The 19,185-nt window shown below is 71.8% G+C and carries 1 protein-coding gene (running past one end of the window); it reads right to left on the bottom strand.

Annotated features, from left to right (window positions below):
- On the bottom strand, positions 1-19,158 hold the 5' portion of the coding sequence (locus FGW31_RS33555; protein WP_142197383.1) for a type I polyketide synthase. Its footprint begins 12,957 nt before the window's first position; only the first 19,158 of its 32,115 coding nucleotides appear in the window; the start codon lies at positions 19,156-19,158; its stop codon lies off the left edge, out of view.
- Between the last annotated feature and the right edge of the window lie 27 nt (positions 19,159-19,185).

The following is a 19,185-nucleotide window of genomic DNA, read 5'->3' as shown; positions in this document are numbered from 1 at the left end:
GTCCAGCTTGCTGATGCGGACGCGGACGGCGGAGGCGCCCACGGCGTGCAGCCGCACACCGTTCCAGGCAAACGGAATCACCGTCTCGCCCTCACCGTCACCGTCACCGTCGTTGAGGATCGCCGCATGCATCGACGCGTCCAGGAGCGCCGGATGCAGACCGACCCCCCCGGCCTCACCCGCCGACTCCTCTGCCAACGCCACCTCGGCGAACAGCTCCTCACCCCGACGCCACACCGCACGCAACCCACGGAACACCGGACCGTAGCCATAACCACGCTCACGGAAGACCTCGTACGCGCCCTCCACCGGCACCACCTCGGCACCCACCGGAGGCCACTGCACCAGATCGAACTCCGCCGACACCACACCCTCCACCAGGAAACCGGAGGCGTGGGTCGTCCACGGTGCGTCTTCGGCACCTTCCGGGCGTGAGTAGACGGCGACCGTGCGGTGGTCCGCGTCCTGCGGACCCACCACGACACGGACTTGAACAGCTCCCTGTTCGGGCAGCACCAGCGGTGCAGCCAGGGTCAGTTCCTCCACCGTCACGCAGCCCACCGTTTCACCGGCCGTGAGGGCCAGTTCGACCAGACCCGTGCCGGGCAGGAGGGTACGTCCCAGGACCACGTGGTCGGCGAGCCACGGCTGCGACTCCACCGACAGCCTGCCCGTCAGCACCACACCACCCGAGTCGGGCAACGCCACCACCGCACCCAGCAGCGGGTGGTTGGAGGCATCGACACCGGCGGACCGGGCGTCCGCGGCGGTGGCCGCCGTACCGGCCTCCGGCCAGTAGCGCCGGCGCTGGAAGGCGTAAGTGGGCAGGTCCACGGCCCGTGCGCCGGTTCCGGCGAAGTAGGCGGCCCAGTCGACGCGGACTCCGGTGACGTGCAGCCGCGCCAGCGCGGTCAACGCCGCCGACTCCTCTTCGCGGTCCTTGCGCAGCAGCGGCACCAGGTGCGCGTCGTCTCCGGCGCTCTCGCGGGCCATGCCGCTCAGCACACCGTCCGGCCCCACCTCGACGAAGCGCGTCACGCCCTGCTCGACCAGGGCACCGATACCGTCACCGAAGCGCACGCCATCGCGTACGTGGGTCACCCAGTAGTCGGGAGTGGTCAGTTCGCCGGGAACGGCAACACGGCCGGTCACGTTCGAGACGACGGGAACCTTCGGTTCGCTGAAGGACAGCCCGTCCACGACCGCACGGAAGCCTTCCAGCATCGGTTCCATCAGCGGCGAGTGGAACGCGTGCGACACCCGCAGCCGGGACGTACGACGGCCCAGCCCACGGAACCCCTCCGCCACGGCCTCCACCGCAGCCTCAGCCCCCGAAACCACCACCGACGACGGCCCGTTCACGGCCGCGACCGACACCTCATCCGTCAGGTGCGGCAGACCCTCCGGCTCCGTCGCCTCAACGGCGACCATCGCACCCCCGGCCGGCAGCGCCTGCATCAGCCGCCCACGAGCGGCCACGAGCACACACGCGTCAGCGAGGGAAAAGACTCCCGCGACATGCGCGGCCGCCTCCTCGCCGATCGAGTGCCCGGCCATGAACTCCGGCCGCACACCCCCCGACTCCAGGAGGCGATACAGCGCCACCTCGACCGCGAACAATCCGGCCTGGGCGTACGCGGGCCGGTTCAGCGCGTCCTCGTCCTCACCCCACCCGACCTCACGCAGCGGCCGCTCCAGGTGCTCGTCCAGCACAGCGCACACGGCGTCGAAGGCGTCCGCGAACCCCGGGAAACGCGCGTGCAGTTCACGGCCCATCCCGAGCCGCTGCGAGCCCTGACCGGAGAACAAGAACGCCGTACGGCCGCCACCGGCCACGCCCTCGACAACGCCCGCGTCCGGAAGCCCCGCCGCAAGCGCCTCCAGAGCAACCGACTTGTCCGCCGCCACCACAACGGTACGGTGATCGAAAGCGGAACGCTGCGTCGCCAGCGAGAACCCGAGGTCGACGGCACGGACCTCCGCACCTGCGCCCTCCAGGAACTCCCGCAACCGCTCGGCTTGCGCCCGCAGCGCAGCCTCAGTCCGGCCCGAGAGCACCCACGGCACCACGGCAGCCGTCTCGCTGCTGTCGGCGTCGAGTTCCGTCGGCACGGTGTCGACTGCGGGTTCGAGCTGCTCGAGGACGACATGTGCGTTCGTGCCGCTGATGCCGAACGACGACACACCCGCCCGACGCGGACGTCCCTCGGCAGACCATGACACCGGTTCGGTCAGGAGTTCCACCGCGCCCGCCGACCAGTCCACATGCGACGACGGCGCATCCACGTGCAGCGTCCGCGGCAGCACACCGTGCCGCATCGCCATCACCATCTTGATCACACCGGCGACACCGGCAGCCGCCTGCGTGTGACCCAGGTTCGACTTCACCGACCCCAGCCACAACGGCCGCTCCCCCGGCCGGTCCTGGCCGTACGTGGCCAGCAGCGCCTGTGCCTCGATCGGGTCGCCCAGCGTCGTCCCCGTACCGTGTGCCTCCACCACATCCACATCAGCAGCGGACAGACCACCACTGGCCAACGCCTGCCGGATCACCCGCTGCTGCGACGGACCATTCGGCGCGGTCAGACCATTCGACGCACCGTCCTGGTTCACCGCACTGCCCCGCACCACAGCCAGCACACGGTGACCATTCCGCCGCGCATCCGACAACCGCTCCAGCACCAGCACGCCCGCGCCCTCGGACCAGCCGGCTCCGTCGGCCGTGTCGGAGAACGCCTTGCAGCGGCCGTCGGCCGAGAGCGCTCCCTGGCGGGAGAACTCGACGAACGCGGTGGGTGTGGCCATGACCGTCACGCCACCGGCGACCGCCAGTGAGCATTCACCGGACCGCAGCGCCTGCGCCGCCCAGTGCAGCGCGACGAGGGACGACGAACACGCCGTGTCCACCGTCACCGCAGGCCCCTCGAACCCGAACGTGTACGCCACGCGGCCGGACGCGATGCTGCCCGCGCTGCCGTTGCCGCGGTAGCCCTCGTACTGCTCGTCGGTGAGGATGCTCCCGTAGTCGCTGTACATGACGCCGGCGAAGACGCCGGTCTGGCTGCCGCGCAGCGTCACCGGATCCATCCCGGCCCGCTCGATCGCCTCCCACGTCGTCTCCAGCAGCAACCGCTGCTGCGCGTCCGTCGCCACCGCCTCACGCGGGCTCATCCCGAAGAACTCGGGATCGAAGTCCCCGGCATCATGCAGGAACCCACCCGATCGCGTGTACGACGTCCCCGGCACATCCCGGTCCTCGCTGTACAGCGAGTCGACATCCCACCCACGATCAGCCGGGAACTCCGACACCGCGTCGACGCCTTCGGAGACCAGTTGCCACAGGTCCTCCGGCGACGACACACCACCCGGATAACGGCAGGCCATGCCCACGATCACCACCGGATCGTCCGCCACCAACGGCAACGACCCCACCGGCATGGCCACATCGCGCACGGTGCCCAGTACGGCGTCGAGCAGGTGATCGGCGAGGAGTTCCGCGGTCGGGTAGTCGAACACCACGGTGGCGGGCAGGCGCAGCCCGGTGGCCTTGCCGAGTCGGTTCCGCAGCTCCACGGCCGTCAGGGAGTCGAAGCCCAGGTCCTGGAAGGCACGGTTGGGGTTGACCGTCTGCGCGCCCGAGTGGCCTAGGACGAGCGCGATGTGTCCGCGGACCAGGTCCAGCATCATTTCGCGGCGTTCCGCCTCGCCGAGTACGGTCAGCCGCCCGGCCAGGCCGGACGTCTCGGCGGAGCCCGTCGCGGCAGCAGCCGTACGACGGGTGGACGTCCGGATCAGCCCGCTGAGCAGCGGCGGAATGTCTCCCTGTGCGCGCAGGGCCGGGAAGTCGAAGCGCACGGGCAGAACGATTGCTGCGTCCGCAGCCAGCGCGGCGTCGAACAGGGCGACGCCCTGCTCTGCCGTCAGCGGAGGCATGCCGGCGCGGTCGATGCGTCGGCGGTCGGTCTCCGACAGCGCCTGCGTCATGCCCGCGTCCTGCGACCACGGACCCCACACCAACGACCCCGCCGGCAACCCCAGCCCACGACGATGCCGCACCACAGCATCCAGGAACGCATTACCAGCCGCATAAGCCGACTGACCCGCACTACCGATCGTCCCCGCCACCGACGAGAACACCACAAACGCAGCCAGATCCACGTCCCGGGTCGCCACATGCAGGTTCCACCCCGCATCCGCCTTCGGACGCAGCACTCCCGCCAGACGCTCACCCGTCAGCGACTCCACCACACCGTCGTCCAGCACACCCGCCGCATGCACCACCGCACGCACCGGATACCGGCCCACCAGACCCGCCACCGCCGCCGCATCGGCCACATCACAGGCCTCCACCACCACCCGAGCGCCCAGCTCGGTGAGCTCGGCGACCACGGCGTCCGCACCCTCGGCAGCCGCGCCACGACGACTCACCAACAACAGATCCCGCACACCATGCTCAACCACCAGATGCCGAGCCACGATCCGGCCCAGACCACCCGTACCACCCGTCACCAACACCGCGCCACCGACCGAATCCCAGCCGGAAGCACCCGCACCAGCCGCGGGCGTCACGCGCGCCAGACGAGGCACCAGCACCTCACCACCACGCACCACCACCTCGGACTCCGCCTCACCGAGAGTCAGCGCCGCGCCCAGCGGCTCGCCGGAGAGCCCGGCGTCGGGCTCGACGTCCAGCAGGCCGAAGCGGCCAGGATGTTCCGACGCGGCGGACCGCACCAGTCCCGACACCGCGGCACCGGTCAGGTCACCGCCCTCTGCAACACCGCGTGTCACGAACACCAGACGGGACTCGGTGAACCGCTCGTCCGCCAGCCACGACCGCACCAGCTCCAGGGCCCACGCGGCCGCATCATGCGCGGACCCGACGACGGTGTCGTCGGCACCGGCGGCACTGGGCACGGTCGCCAGCACCGTCCCCGGCACCTCACCCTGTACCAGCGCGTCGAGATCGTCCGCTCCCAAGATCGTCACCGGTTCCGGGACCACGTCGGCGGCCTTCATGCCCCGCGCCGGCACCCAGTGCACCTGGTAGAGGGAGTCGTGAGCCGCGGTGCCGATCTGTTCCGCTGTCAGAGGCCGGACGACCAGGGATTCCACCGAGGCGACGGGAGCGCCGGCCGGGTCGGCGAGGTCCAGGGCCATGGTGCCGTCGGCGTCCCGGGTCAGCCGGACCCGCAGGGCCGAGGCGCCGGAGGCGTGCAGCGACACGCCGGCCCAGGAGAACGGCACTCCGCCTCGGCCGTCGTCGTCGAGTGCGTAGGCGTGCAGGGCGGCGTCGAACAGGGCGGGGTGAAGACCGAAGGCGCTGCCGTCCGTTGCTTCGTCGAGGGCGACTTCGGCGAACAGTTCGTCGCCACGGCGCCAGGCGGCCCGCAGGCCGCGGAACACGGGGCCGTATGCGAAACCGGCGTCGGCCAGCCTGTCGTAGCAGTCGGTCACGTCGACCGGGCGGGCGTCCTTCGGCGGCCAGACGGACGCGTCGAAGGCGGACGACCGGGCGCCGTCGGTGGGCGACGCGCTGGACAGCACGCCGGTCGCGTGCACGGTCCACGGGGCCTGGACGTCTTCCTCGGACCGCGCGTGGATGCCCAGAGCGCACCGGCCGTCGGCGTCGGGCGTACCGACCCGGACCTGGAGGTGAACGCCACCGTGGTCAGGCAGGACGAGCGGGGCCGACAGGGTCAGCTCCTCGACCGTGTCGCAGCCGACCTCATCGGCGGCGCGGATCGCCAGCTCCAGCAGTGCCGTGCCCGGTACCAGGACCGAGCCCCGCACCGCGTGGTCGGCGAGCCAGGGGTGCGACTGCACCGACAGCCTGCCGGTGAGCACCAGCCCGTCCGGGCCTTCGGCGCCGGCCAGTTCGACGGCCGCGCCCAGGAGCGGGTGTTCGGCCGCTCCCAGACCGGCGAACCTCACGTCGCCGGCCCGGCTCACCGCAACAGCAGGCCAGTAGCGCTGTCGCTGGAAGGCGTAGGTGGGCAGGTCCACGGCCCGTGCGCCGGTTCCGGCGAAGTACGCGGCCCAGTCCACGCGAGCCCCGGCAACGTGCAGCCGCGCCAGCGCCGCCAACACCGCCGACTCCTCTTCGCGGTCCTTGCGCAGCAGCGGGACGAGGAGAGCGTCATCTCCGGCGCTCTCGCGCGCCATGCCGCTCAGCACGCCGTCCGGACCCACCTCGACGAAGCGCGTCACGCCCTGCTCGACCAGGGCGCCGACACCATCGGCGAAACGCACGGCCTCACGGACATGCGTCACCCAGTAGTCGGGAGTGGTGAGGTCACCGGCAGCGGCGATACGACCCGTCACGTTGGAGACGACGGGAACCTTCGGTTCGCTGAAGGACAGCCCGTCCACGACCGCACGGAAGTCGTCCAGCATGGGTTCCATCAGCGGCGAGTGGAACGCGTGCGACACCCGCAGCCGGGACGTACGACGGCCCAGCCCACGGAACACCTCCGCCACGGCCTCCACCGCAGCCTCAGCACCCGAAACCACCACCGACGACGGACCGTTCACGGCCGCGACCGACACCTCATCCGTCAGGTGCGGCAGAACCTCCGCCTCCGTCGCCTCAACGGCGACCATCGCACCACCGGCCGGCAGCGCCTGCATCAGCCGCCCACGAGCAGCCACCAGCGCACAGGCGTCAGCCAGCGAGAACACACCCGCGACATGCGCGGCCGCCACCTCGCCGATCGAGTGTCCGGCCACGAACTCCGGCCGCACACCCCACGACTCCAGGAGGCGATACAGCGCCACCTCGACCGCGAACAATCCGGCCTGGGCGTACGCGGTCCGGTTCAGCGCGTCCTCGTCCTCACCCCACACGACCTCACGCAGCGGCCGCTCCAGGTGCTCGTCCAGCACAGCGCACACCGCGTCGAAGGCGTCCGCGAACACCGGGAAACGCGCGTGCAGTTCACGGCCCATACCGAGCCGCTGCGAGCCCTGACCGGAGAACAGGAACGCCGTACGGCCGCCACCGGCCACGCCCTCGACAACGCCCGCGTCCGGAAGACCCGCCGCAAGCGCCTCCAGAGCAACCGACTTGTCCGCTGCCACCACAACGGTACGGTGATCGAAAGCGGAACGCTGCGTCGCCAGCGAGAACCCGAGGTCGACGGCACGGACCTCCGCGCCTGCGCCCTCCACGAACTTCCGCAACCGCTCGGCCTGCGCCCGCAGCGCAGCCTCAGTCCGGCCCGAAAGCACCCACGGCACCACAGCGGCCACGGCCTCGGGGGCCTCGGTCTCCGCGGACTCCAGCTGACGTTCGGCTTCGGGCTGTTCGAGGACGACGTGTGCGTTCGTGCCGCTGATGCCGAACGACGACACACCGGCTCGACGCGGACGCTCTTCGCTGGACCACGGCACCGGTTCGGTCAGGAGTTCCACGGCGCCCGCCGACCAGTCCACATGCGACGACGGCGCATCCACGTGCAGCGTCCGCGGCAGCACACCGTGCCGCATCGCCATCACCATCTTGATCACACCGGCGACACCGGCAGCCGCCTGGGCGTGTCCGATGTTCGACTTGATGGTGCCGAGCCACAGGGGTCGGTCGTCGGGCCGGTCCTGGCCATAGGTGGCGATGAGGGCCTGTGCCTCGATCGGGTCGCCCAGCGTCGTACCCGTACCGTGTGCCTCCACCACATCCACATCAGCAGCGGACAGACCACCACTGGCCAACGCCTGCCGGATCACCCGCTGCTGCGACGGACCATTCGGCGCCGTCAGACCGTTCGACGCACCGTCCTGGTTCACCGCACTGCCACGCACCACAGCCAGCACACGGTGACCATTCCGCCGCGCATCCGACAACCGCTCCAGCACCAGCACGCCCACGCCCTCGGACCAACCGACCCCGTCGGCCGCATCCGCGAACGAACGGCACCGGCCGTCCGCCGACAGACCACCCTGCCGCGAGAACTCCACGAAGGTCATCGGCGTCGACATGACCGTCACACCACCGGCCACCGCCAGCGAGCATTCACCGGACCGCAGCGCCTGCGCCGCCCAGTGCAGCGCGACGAGGGACGACGAACACGCCGTGTCCACCGTCACCGCAGGCCCCTCGAACCCGAACGTGTAGGCCACACGGCCCGAGGCCACGCTGCCCGCGCTGCCGCTCCCCTGGTAGCCCTCGAATTCGGGGCCGTTCAGGAGGTTGGCGTAGTCGTGGTACATGACGCCGGCGAAGACGCCGGTCTGGCTGCCGCGCAGCGACGCCGGATCCATACCGGCCCGCTCGATCGCCTCCCACGTCGTCTCCAGCAGCAACCGCTGCTGCGCGTCCGTCGCCACCGCCTCACGCGGGCTCATCCCGAAGAACTCGGGATCGAAGTCCCCGGCATCATGCAGGAACCCACCCGATCGCGTGTACGACGTCCCCGGCACATCCCGGTCCTCGCTGAACAGCGAGTCGACATCCCACCCACGATCAGCCGGGAACTCCGACACCGCGTCGACGCCCTCGGACACCAGCCGCCACAGGTCCTCCGGCGACGACACACCGCCCGGGTAACGGCAGGCCATGCCCACGATCACCACCGGATCATCCGCCACCGACGGCAACGACCCCACCGGCACCACCGCAGCCGACTCCACCACACCGAACAACTCGTCCAGCAGATAACCCACCAGAGCGTTCGCCGTCGGATAATCGAACACCACCGTCGCCGGCAGCCGCAGCCCCGTCGCCTTGCCGAGCCGGTTCCGCAGCTCCACCGCCGTCAGCGAATCGAAGCCCAGGTCCTGGAACGCACGCCCCGGATCCACCGTCTGCGCACCCGCATGCCCCAGCACCACGGCGATCTGGCCACGCACCAGGTCCAGCAGCACCTCACGCCGCTCGTCCCGGCCCAACCCCTCCAACCGCTGCACCAGACCGGCCGCCGCCACCGAACCACCGGCAACCGACCGCCGCACCCGAGCGCGTACCAGCCCACGCAGCAGAGGGAGCACCTCTTCCTGGGCGCGGAGGGCCGACAGGTCGAGGCGCACGGGCAGGACGACGGGTTCGTCGACGGCCAGCGCGGCGTCCATGAGCTCGGTGCCGAGTTCGGGAGTCAGCGGAGGCATGCCGGCGCGGTCGATGCGTCGGCGGTCGGTCTCCGACAGCGCCTGCGTCATGCCCGCGTCCTGCGACCACGGACCCCACACCAACGACACCGCCGGCAACCCCAGCCCACGACGATGCCGCACCACAGCATCCAGGAACGCATTACCAGCCGCATAAGCCGACTGACCCGCACTACCGAACGTCCCCGCCACCGACGAGAACACCACAAACGCAGCCAGATCCACGTCCCGGGTCGCCACATGCAGGTTCCACACCGCATCCACCTTCGGACGCAGCACACCCGCCAGACGCTCACCCGTCAGCGACTCCACCACACCGTCATCCAGCACACCCGCCGCATGCACCACCGCACGCACCGGATACCGGCCCACCAGACCCGCCACCGCCGCCGCATCGGCCACATCGCAGGCCTCCACCACCACCCGTGCGCCCAGCTCGGTGAGCTCGGCGACCACGGCATCCGCACCCTCGGCAGCCGCACCACGACGGCTCACCAACAACAGATCACGCACACCGTGCTCAACCACCAGATGCCGAGCCACGATCCGACCCAGACCACCCGTACCACCCGTCACCAACACCGCGCCACCGACCGAATCCCAGCCGGAAGCACCCGCACCAGCCGCAGGCGTCACGCGCGCCAGACGCGGCACCAGCCCCTCACCCCCACGCACCACCACCTCGGTCTCCGCCTCACCGAGCACGCGCACCACCGCGGCCAGCAGCTCAGCCGACAGCACCGAACCCGGCTCGACATCCAGCAGACCGAACCGTCCCGGATGCTCCAGCTGGGCGGAGCGCACCAGTCCTCCGACCGGAGCCGCCGTCAGGCCCTCAGCACTCCCGGTCGTCTCGGAGGCACCGACGACGAAGACCAGCCGAGAGGCGGTGAACCGCTCGTCCGCCAGCCACTTCCGCACCAACTCGAGTGCCTGAGCGGCCGCGTGGTGCGCCGACTCGACGACGTCCGGCAGCGAGTTCGTCACGGTGACCAGGACCGTGCCCGGCACTTCCCGCTCGGCCAGTGCGTCCAGGTCGGCGGCAGTGATGAGGCCGTCGGTGTCGGTGATGACCGAGGCGAGGGCGTTGCCGCCGAGCAGCGCGACCGGTTCCGCCGGGAGGGTGCCGGCCGCAGCCCGGGCGGGCACCCAGTCCACGTGGTAGAGCGGCTTCGTACCGCTGCCGGTTCCGCCGCCGACGGTCGAGGCGGAGCGTACGACGAGGGATTCCACGGAGGCGACGGGGGCGCCGGCCGGGTCGGCCAGTTCCACCGCCAGCGAGTCCTCCCCGGTCCTGGTCAGCCGGACGCGCAGCGCGGAGGCTCCGGACGCGTGCAGGCGCACGCCCTCCCAGGAGAACGGCACACCGCCGGGCGCGGCGTCGTGCGGCTCGTCGCCGCCGAAGGCGTAGGAGGCGTGCAGGGCCGCGTCGAAGAGTGCGGGGTGCAGGCCGAAGGTGCCGCCGTCGACGTCGTCGTTGAGTGTCACCTCGGCGTAGACGTCGTCGCCGCGGCGCCAGGCGGCGCGCAGTCCCTGGAAGACCGGGCCGTAACGGAGGCCGGCCTCGGCCAGTGTTTCGTAGCAGTCGGTCACGTCGACCGGGCGGGCGTCCTTCGGCGGCCACACGGAGGCGTCGAAGTCCGGTTGCGGGACGGTCGGGGCGGTGTCGGCCAGCATGCCCTCCGCGTGCAGGGTCCAGGAGCCGCGTTCGTCGTCGTTGTCCTCGCGCGAGTGCACGGCGACGCTACGGCGCCCCGACTCGTCCGGTTCGCCGACGGTGACCTGGATGCGGGTGCCGCCGTGGGCCGGAAGGAGCAGCGGGGCCGACAGGGTCAGCTCCTCGACCGTGTCGCAGCCGACTTCGTCGGCCGCGCGGATCGCCAGCTCCAGCAGCGCCGTCCCCGGTACGAGGACCGAGCCGTGCACCATGTGGTCGCCCAGCCAGGGCTGGGCCTGGAGCGACAGCCTGCCGGTGAGCACCACGCCGTCGGCGCCGGCCAGTTCGACGGCCGCCCCTAGCAGCGGGTGACCGGCGGTGCCGAGGCCCGCCAAACGTATGTCACCGGTGCCGGTGGCCGAGCCCGCGGGCCAGAAGTACTCGTGCTGGAAGGCGTACGTCGGCAGGTCGACGGGACGGCCGTCGGTGCCGTCGAGCACGGCGGCCCAGTCGGCGGGAACGCCACGGACGTACAGCTCGGCCAACGCGGTCAGCGCGACCGTGACTTCGTCGCGGTCCTTGCGCAGCAGCGGGACGAGGAGAGCGTCGTCTCCGGCGCTCTCGCGCGCCATGCCGCTCAGCACACCGTCCGGGCCCAGTTCCACGAACCGCGTCACACCTTGGGCGGCCAGGGCACGGATTCCGTCGTCGAAGCGGACGGCCTCACGGACGTGGGTCACCCAGTAGTCGGCCGACGCCAACTGGCCCGGCTCCGCCGCTGTTGCCGTCACGTTGGAGATCACGGGCAGCCGCGGTTCGCCGTAGGCGAGTCCTTCGGCGACCTCGCGGAATGCGTCCAGCATCGGTTCCATCAGCGGCGAGTGGAACGCGTGCGACACCCGAAGCCGGGACGTACGACGGCCCAGCCCACGGAACACCTCCGCCACGGCCTCCACCGCAGCCTCAGCACCCGAAACCACCACCGACGACGGACCGTTCACGGCCGCCACCGACACCTCATCCGTCAGGTGCGGCAGAACCTCCGCCTCCGTCGCCTCGACGGCGACCATCGCACCACCGGCCGGCAGCGCCTGCATCAGCCGCCCACGAGCCGCCACCAGCACACCCGCGTCAGCCAGCGAGAACACACCCGCGACATGCGCGGCCGCCACCTCGCCGATCGAGTGACCGGCCACGAACTCCGGCCGCACACCCCACGACTCCCCCAACCGGAACAGCGCCCCCTCGACCGCGAACAATCCCGCCTGGGCGTGCGCGGGGCGGGTCAGCGCCTCCTCGTCCTCACCCCACACCCCCTCACGCAGCGGCCGCTCCAGGTGCCCGTCCAGCCCCGCACACACCGCGTCGAAAGCGTCCGCGAACACCGGGAAACGCCCGTCCAACTCACGCCCCATACCGAGCCGCTGCGAGCCCTGGCCCGAGAACAGGAACGCCGTACGGCCCTGTTCGGTCGCGCCGACGATCGAAGCAGGGTCGCTCTCGCCCACGCACACCGCGGCCAGTCCGCGCACGGCGGAGTCGCGGTCGTCCGCGAGGACGACGGCACGGTGGTCGAAGACGGAGCGCTGGGTGGCCAGCGAATGGCCGAGGTCCACGGCGCGCAGTTCGGGGGCGGCTTCGACGCGGGCCAGGAGGCGTGCGGCCTGGGCGTGCAGTGCGGCCTCGGTCTTGCCGGAGAGGACCCACGGGACCACTCCGGGCGCGAGGGAGGCGAGGCCGCCGGTTCCGGTCTCCTCGTCGTCCGTGATCTCGGCTGCGGGCTGTTCGAGGACGACGTGTGCGTTCGTGCCGCTGATGCCGAACGACGACACACCGGCTCGACGCGGACGCTCTTCGCTGGACCACGGCACCGGTTCGGTCAGGAGTTCCACGGCGCCCGCCGACCAGTCCACATGCGACGACGGCGCATCCACGTGCAGCGTCCGCGGCAGCACACCGTGCCGCATCGCCATCACCATCTTGATCACACCGGCGACACCGGCAGCCGCCTGCGTGTGACCCAGGTTCGACTTCACCGACCCCAGCCACAACGGCCGGTCCTCCGGCCGGTCCTGGCCGTACGTGGCCAGCAGCGCCTGTGCCTCGATCGGGTCGCCCAGCGTCGTGCCCGTGCCGTGTGCCTCCACCACATCCACATCGCCAGCGGACAGACCACCACTGGCCAACGCCTGCCGGATCACCCGCTGCTGCGACGGACCATTCGGCGCGGTCAGACCGTTCGACGCACCGTCCTGGTTCACCGCACTGCCACGCACCACCGCCAGCACACGGTGACCATTCCGCCGCGCATCCGACAACCGCTCCAGCACCAGCACGCCCACGCCCTCGGACCAACCGACCCCGTCGGCCGCATCCGCGAACGAACGGCACCGGCCGTCCGCCGACAGACCACCCTGCCGCGAGAACTCCACGAAGGTCGTCGGCGTCGACATGACCGTCACACCACCGGCCACCGCCAGCGAGCATTCACCGGACCGCAGCGCCTGCGCCGCCCAGTGCAGCGCGACGAGGGACGACGAACACGCCGTGTCCACCGTCACCGCAGGCCCTTCGAACCCGAACGTGTAGGCCACGCGGCCGGACGCGATGCTGGGGGCGCTGCCGTTGCTGCGGAAGCCTTCGTACTGTTCGTCGGCGAGCATGTTGCCGTAGTCGTTGTACATGACGCCGGCGAAGACGCCGGTCTGGCTGCCGCGCAGCGACACCGGGTCCATCCCGGCCCGCTCGATCGCCTCCCACGTCGTCTCCAGCAGCAGCCGCTGCTGCGCGTCCGTGGCCACCGCCTCTCGCGGACTCATGCCGAAGAAGTCCGCGTCGAAGGCACCGGCGTCGTGCAGGAAGCCGCCGGCCTTCGTGTAGCTGGTGCCCGTGGCCTCGCGGTCGGGGTTGTAGAGGACGTCCGGGTCCCAGCCTCGGTTCACGGGGAACTCGGAGACGGCGTCGACGCCCTCGGAGACCAGTTGCCACAGGTCCTCCGGCGATGACACACCGCCCGGGTAACGGCAGGCCATGCCCACGATCGCCACCGGATCATCCGCCACCGACGGCAACGACCCCACCGGCACCACCGCAGCCGACTCCACCACACCGAACAACTCGTCCAGCAGATAACCCACCAGAGCGTTCGCCGTCGGATAATCGAACACCACCGTCGCCGGCAGCCGCAGCCCCGTCGCCTTGCCGAGCCGGTTCCGCAGCTCCACCGCCGTCAGCGAATCGAAGCCCAGGTCCTGGAACGCACGCCCCGGATCCACCGTCTGCGCACCCGCATGCCCCAGCACCACGGCGATCTGGCCACGCACCAGGTCCAGCAGCACCTCACGCCGCTCGTCCCGGCCCAACCCCTCCAACCGCTGCACCAGACCGGCCGCCGCCACCGAACCACCGGCAACCGACCGCCGCACCCGAACCCGGATCAGGCTCCTGAGCATGGGGTGGATGTCGCCCTGGTCCCGCAGGGCGGGCAGGTCGAGGCGCACGGGCAGGACGACGGGTTCGTCGAGTGCCAGGGCGGCGTCGAACAGGGCGGTGCCCTGCTCGGGGGTGAGTTCGGGCATGCCGGCGCGGGCGATGCGTCGTACGTCGGTGTCGGACAGGGTGCCGATCATGCCGGCGTCGTGGGTCCACGGGCCCCAGGCCAGGGACGCGGCCGGCAGGCCGAGCGTACGGCGGTGCCGGGCCAGGGCGTCCAGGAAGGTGTTGCCGGCCGCGTAGTTGGCCTGTCCGGGGCCGCCGAGGATGCCCGACATGGAGGAGAAGAGCACGAAGGCGGTGAGGTCGAGGTCCTTGGTCGCCTCGTGGAGGTTCCAGGCCGCGTCCACCTTCGGACGCAGTACACCCGCCAGACGCTCGGCCGTCAGCGACTCCACCACACCGTCATCCAGCACACCCGCCGTGTGCACCACGGCCCGTACCGGATGCCGGCCCACCAGGCCCGCGACCGCGGCCGCGTCGGCCACGTCGCAGGCCTCCACCACCACCCGTGCGCCCAGCTCGGTGAGCTCGGCGACCACGGCATCCGCACCCTCGGCAGCCGCACCACGACGGCTCACCAACAACAGGTCCCGCACACCGTGCTCAACCACCAGATGCCGGGCCACGATCCGGCCCAGACCACCCGTACCACCCGTCACCAACACCGCGCCACCGACCGAATCCCAGCCAGACGCACCCGCACCAGCCGCAGGCGTCACGCGCGCCAGACGAGGCACCAGCACCTCACCACCACGCACCACCACCTCGGACTCCGCCTCACCGAGCACGCGCCCCACCGCGGCCAGCAGCTCAGCCGACAGCACCGAACCCGGCTCGACATCCAGCAGACCGAACCGTCCCGGATGCTCCGAGACGGCCGACCTCACCAGGCCCCACACAGCGGAGCCGGACAGGTCGTCGCCCTGGACCGCGCCCCGCGTCACGAAGACCAGGCGCGCGGTGGCACACTGCTCCTCCGCCAGCCATCGACGCACCAACTCCAGTGCCCATGCTGCGGCTTGGTGCGCGGACTCGACCACGCCCGCCTCCTGCGGGCCGGTCCGCGGTACGACGGCGAGCACCGTCGCCGGCACCGCACCGGCGTGCAGCAGCGCGTCGAGGTCGGTGTGGTGGGGTCCGGTCAGGGAGGCGAGGAGGTCGTCGGTGGTGCCGAGGACGGCCGTGGAAGGGGCAGCCTCCTCGGCGCCGCTGTCGGGTGCGGGAGCGGTGACGGGCGTCCAGGCCAGCTGGAACAGGGCGTCCCGTGTCGTGGTGTCCACGGTGCTGTCGGAGGCGACGGCGCGCAGCACCAGGTTCTCGATGGTGGCGACCGGTGCTCCGGCGGGGTCGGCGACGGCGACGGTGGCGGACTCGTCGCCGGTCCGGGTCAGGCGGACCCGGACGGCCCGGGCGCCGGTGGCGTGCAAGGTCACGCCTTCCCAGGAGAACGGGACGACGCCTCGGGCGAGTCCGCCGAGGGCGGAGATCTGCACGGACGCGTCGAGCAGCGCCGGGTGCAGGCCGAAGCCGGCGGCGTCGCGCTCGGCGGATTCGGGGAGGGCGACCTCGGCGAACACGTCGTCGCCGCGGCGCCAGGCGGCGCGCAGGCCCTGGAAGAGCGGCCCGTACTCGTATCCGCCGTCGGCCATGCCCTCGTAGAGTCCCGTCAGGTCGACGGGCTCGGCGTCGGCGGGCGGCCAGACGGCGGTGTCGAAGGCGGCGGTGTCGAAGGCGGCAGCCGTCCCCGGGGCGAGGACGCCGGTGGCGTGCTCGGTCCAGGCCCGGTCGTCCGCGGACTCGGGACGGGAGCGGGCGGTGAGGCTGCGGCGGCCCGCGGCGTCGGCCGGGCCGATGTGGAGGTGCAGTTGGACGCCTCCCTGCTCGGGGAGGACGAGCGGGGCGGCCAGGGTGAGTTCCTCGACGCGGTCGCAGCCGACCTCGTCGCCGGCCCGTACCGCTAGTTCGACGAAGGCGGTGCCGGGCAGCAGGGCGTTGCCCATGACGACGTGTTCGCGCAGCCACGGGTGGGTGCGGAGCGACAGCCGGGTGGTGAGGAGGAGGTCGTCGGAGTCGGACAGTTCGACGGCCGCGCTGAGCAGGGGGTGGTCGGCGGTGCGCAGGCCGGCGGACTCGACGTCCGCGGAGGACGCGTCGGGCGTGGGCCAGTAGCGCTTGTGCTGGAAGGCGTAGGTCGGAAGGTCGATGAGCCGGGCGCCGGTTCCGGTGAGGTAGGCGGGCCAGTCGACGGTCAGGCCGTGTGCCGCCAGGCGTGCGAGAGCGGTGAGGGCCGTGGTCTCCTCGTCGCGGTCCTTGCGCAGCAGGGCTACGAGCAGGGCGTCGTCTCCGGCGCTGTCGCGGGCCATGCCGCTCAGCACGCCGTCGGGGCCCAGCTCCACGAACCGCGTCACACCCTGCGCGGCCAGCGCGCGGATTCCGTCGTCGAAGCGGACGGCCTCACGGACGTGGGTCACCCAGTAGTCGGCGGTGGTGAGTTCGCCGGGGGCGGCGATACGACCGGACACGTTGGAGACGACCGGCAGGACCGGGTCCGCGTAGGACAGCCCGTCCACGACGGCGCGGAAGTCGTCCAGCATCGGTTCCATCAGCGGCGAGTGGAACGCGTGCGACACCCGCAACCGGGCCGTACGCCGCCCCAGCCCACGGAACCCCTCCGCCACGGCCTCCACCGCAGCCTCAGCACCCGAACCCCCCACCGACGACGGACCGTTCACGGCCGCCACCGACACCTCATCCGTCAGGTGCGGCAGAACCTCCGCCTCCGTCGCCTCGACGGCGACCATCGCACCACCGGCCGGCAGCGCCTGCATCAGCCGCCCACGAGCCGCCACCAGCACACACGCGTCAGCCAGCGAGAACACACCCGCGACATGCGCGGCCGCCACCTCGCCGATCGAGTGACCGGCCACGAACTCCGGCCGCACACCCCACGACTCCACCAACCGGAACAGCGCCACCTCGACCGCGAACAATCCCGCCTGGGCGTACGCGGTCCGGTTCAGCGCCTCCTCGTCCTCACCCCACACCACCTCACGCAGCGGCCGCTCCAGGTGCCCGTCCAGGCCCGCACACACCGCGCCGAAAGCGTCCGCGAACACCGGGAAACGCCCGTACAACTCACGCCCCATACCGAGCCGCTGCGAGCCCTGGCCCGAGAACAGGAAGGCGGTGGAGCCGCCCTGGGCGGTGCCTTCCAGGACGGCGGGGTGCGGTTCGGCGGCGGCGAGGGCGGTGAGGGCCCGGGCGGTGGTGTCGGGGTCGGTGGCGAGGACCACCGCGCGGTGCGGGAGCGGGGCGCGGCTGGTGGCCAGGGACAGGGCGATGTCGGCGTACCGGGGGCCGCTGCCCGAGGGGCCGGTGTGGTCGCCGATGTGGGTGAGCAGCCGTTCGGCCTGGGCGCGCAGTGCGGCCGCGGAGCGGGCGGACAGCAGCCACGGGGTCACGGCGGGGTCGACGGCCGGGGCCTGCGGGCCCGTGCCGTCGGACGCCTCCGCCTCCTCGTGGGCGGGGGCCTGTTCGAGCAGGACGTGGGCGTTGGTGCCGCTGATGCCGAAGGCGGAGACACCGGCGCGGCGGGGGTGGTCGGCGGCGGGCCAGTCGGTGGCCTCGGTGAGGAGTTCGACGGCGCCGGCGGTCCAGTCGACGTGGGAGGTGGGGGTGTCGACGTGGAGGGTTGCGGGCAGCAGGCCGTGGCGCATCGCCATGACCATCTTGATGACACCGGCGACGCCGGCGGCCGCCTGGGCGTGGCCGATGTTCGACTTGACGGCGCCGAGGCGCAGGGGCCGGTCGGCGGGCCGGTTGCGTCCGTAGGTGGCGAGGAGGGCCTGGGCCTCGATGGGGTCGCCGAGGGTGGTGCCGGTGCCGTGTGCCTCGACGGCGTCGACCTGGTCGGGGGTGAGGCGGGCGTCGGCGAGGGCGGCCTCGATGACGCGGCGCTGGGAGGGGCCGTTGGGGGCGGTGAGGCGGCTGCTGGCGCCGTCCTGGTTGACGGCGGTGCCGCGGATGACGGCGAGGACGCGGTGGCCGTTGCGGCGCGCGTCGGAGAGGCGCTCCACGAGGAGGACGCCGACGCCCTCGCCCCAGGCGGTGCCGTCGGCGGCTTCGGCGAAGGGCTTGCAGCGGCCGTCCGGGGCGAGGCCGCGCTGCCGGGAGAACTCGGTGAAGAGTTCGGTGGTCGGCATCATGGCGACGCCGCCGGTCAGGGCGAGGGAGCACTCGCCGGCGCGCAGGGCGCGGGTGGCGAGGTGGAGGGCGACGAGGGAGGAGGAGCAGGCGGTGTCGACGGTGACGGCCGGGCCCTCCAGGCCGAGGGTGTAGGAGATGCGGCCGGACAGGACGCTCATGGCGCCGCCGGTGAGGTTGTGGCCCTCGGTCTCGTCGGTGGTGCGGGCGAGGGAGCCGTAGTTGGTGTCGGCGCCGCCGACGAAGACGCCGGTGTCGGTGTGGCGGAGGGAGGCGGGGCTGATGCGGGCGCGTTCGACGGCTTCCCAGGCGGTCTCCAGCAGGAGCCGCTGCTGGGGGTCCATGGCGAGGGCTTCGCGGGGGGCGATGCCGAAGAGGTCGGCGTCGAAGTCGGCGGCTCCGTCGAGGAAGCCGCCCTCGCGGACGTAGCTCTTGCCGGGGGTGCCGGGGTCCGGGTCGTAGAGGGAGTCGAGGTCCCAGCCGCGGTCGTCGGGCAGCGGGCCGACGGCGTCGGTGCCGTCGGCAACGAGCCGCCACAGGTCCTCCGGGGAGCGGACGCCGCCGGGGAAGCGGCAGGCCATGCCGATGACCGCGATCGGCTCGCTCTGGTCGGCCTCGACAGACTCCAGCCGCTGACGTGTGCGTCGCAGGTCTGCGGTGACCTTCTTGAGGTAGTCGCGGAGCTTGTCTTCGGAGCTTGCCATGGGGGTGGGATCCTCTGGGTTCTGGAA

Source organism: Streptomyces calvus, assembly GCF_006782915.1.
Lineage (GTDB): Bacteria > Actinomycetota > Actinomycetes > Streptomycetales > Streptomycetaceae > Streptomyces > Streptomyces calvus.
Note: the sequence above shows the minus strand (reverse complement) of the source record. Positions and strands in the feature narration are given on the sequence as shown.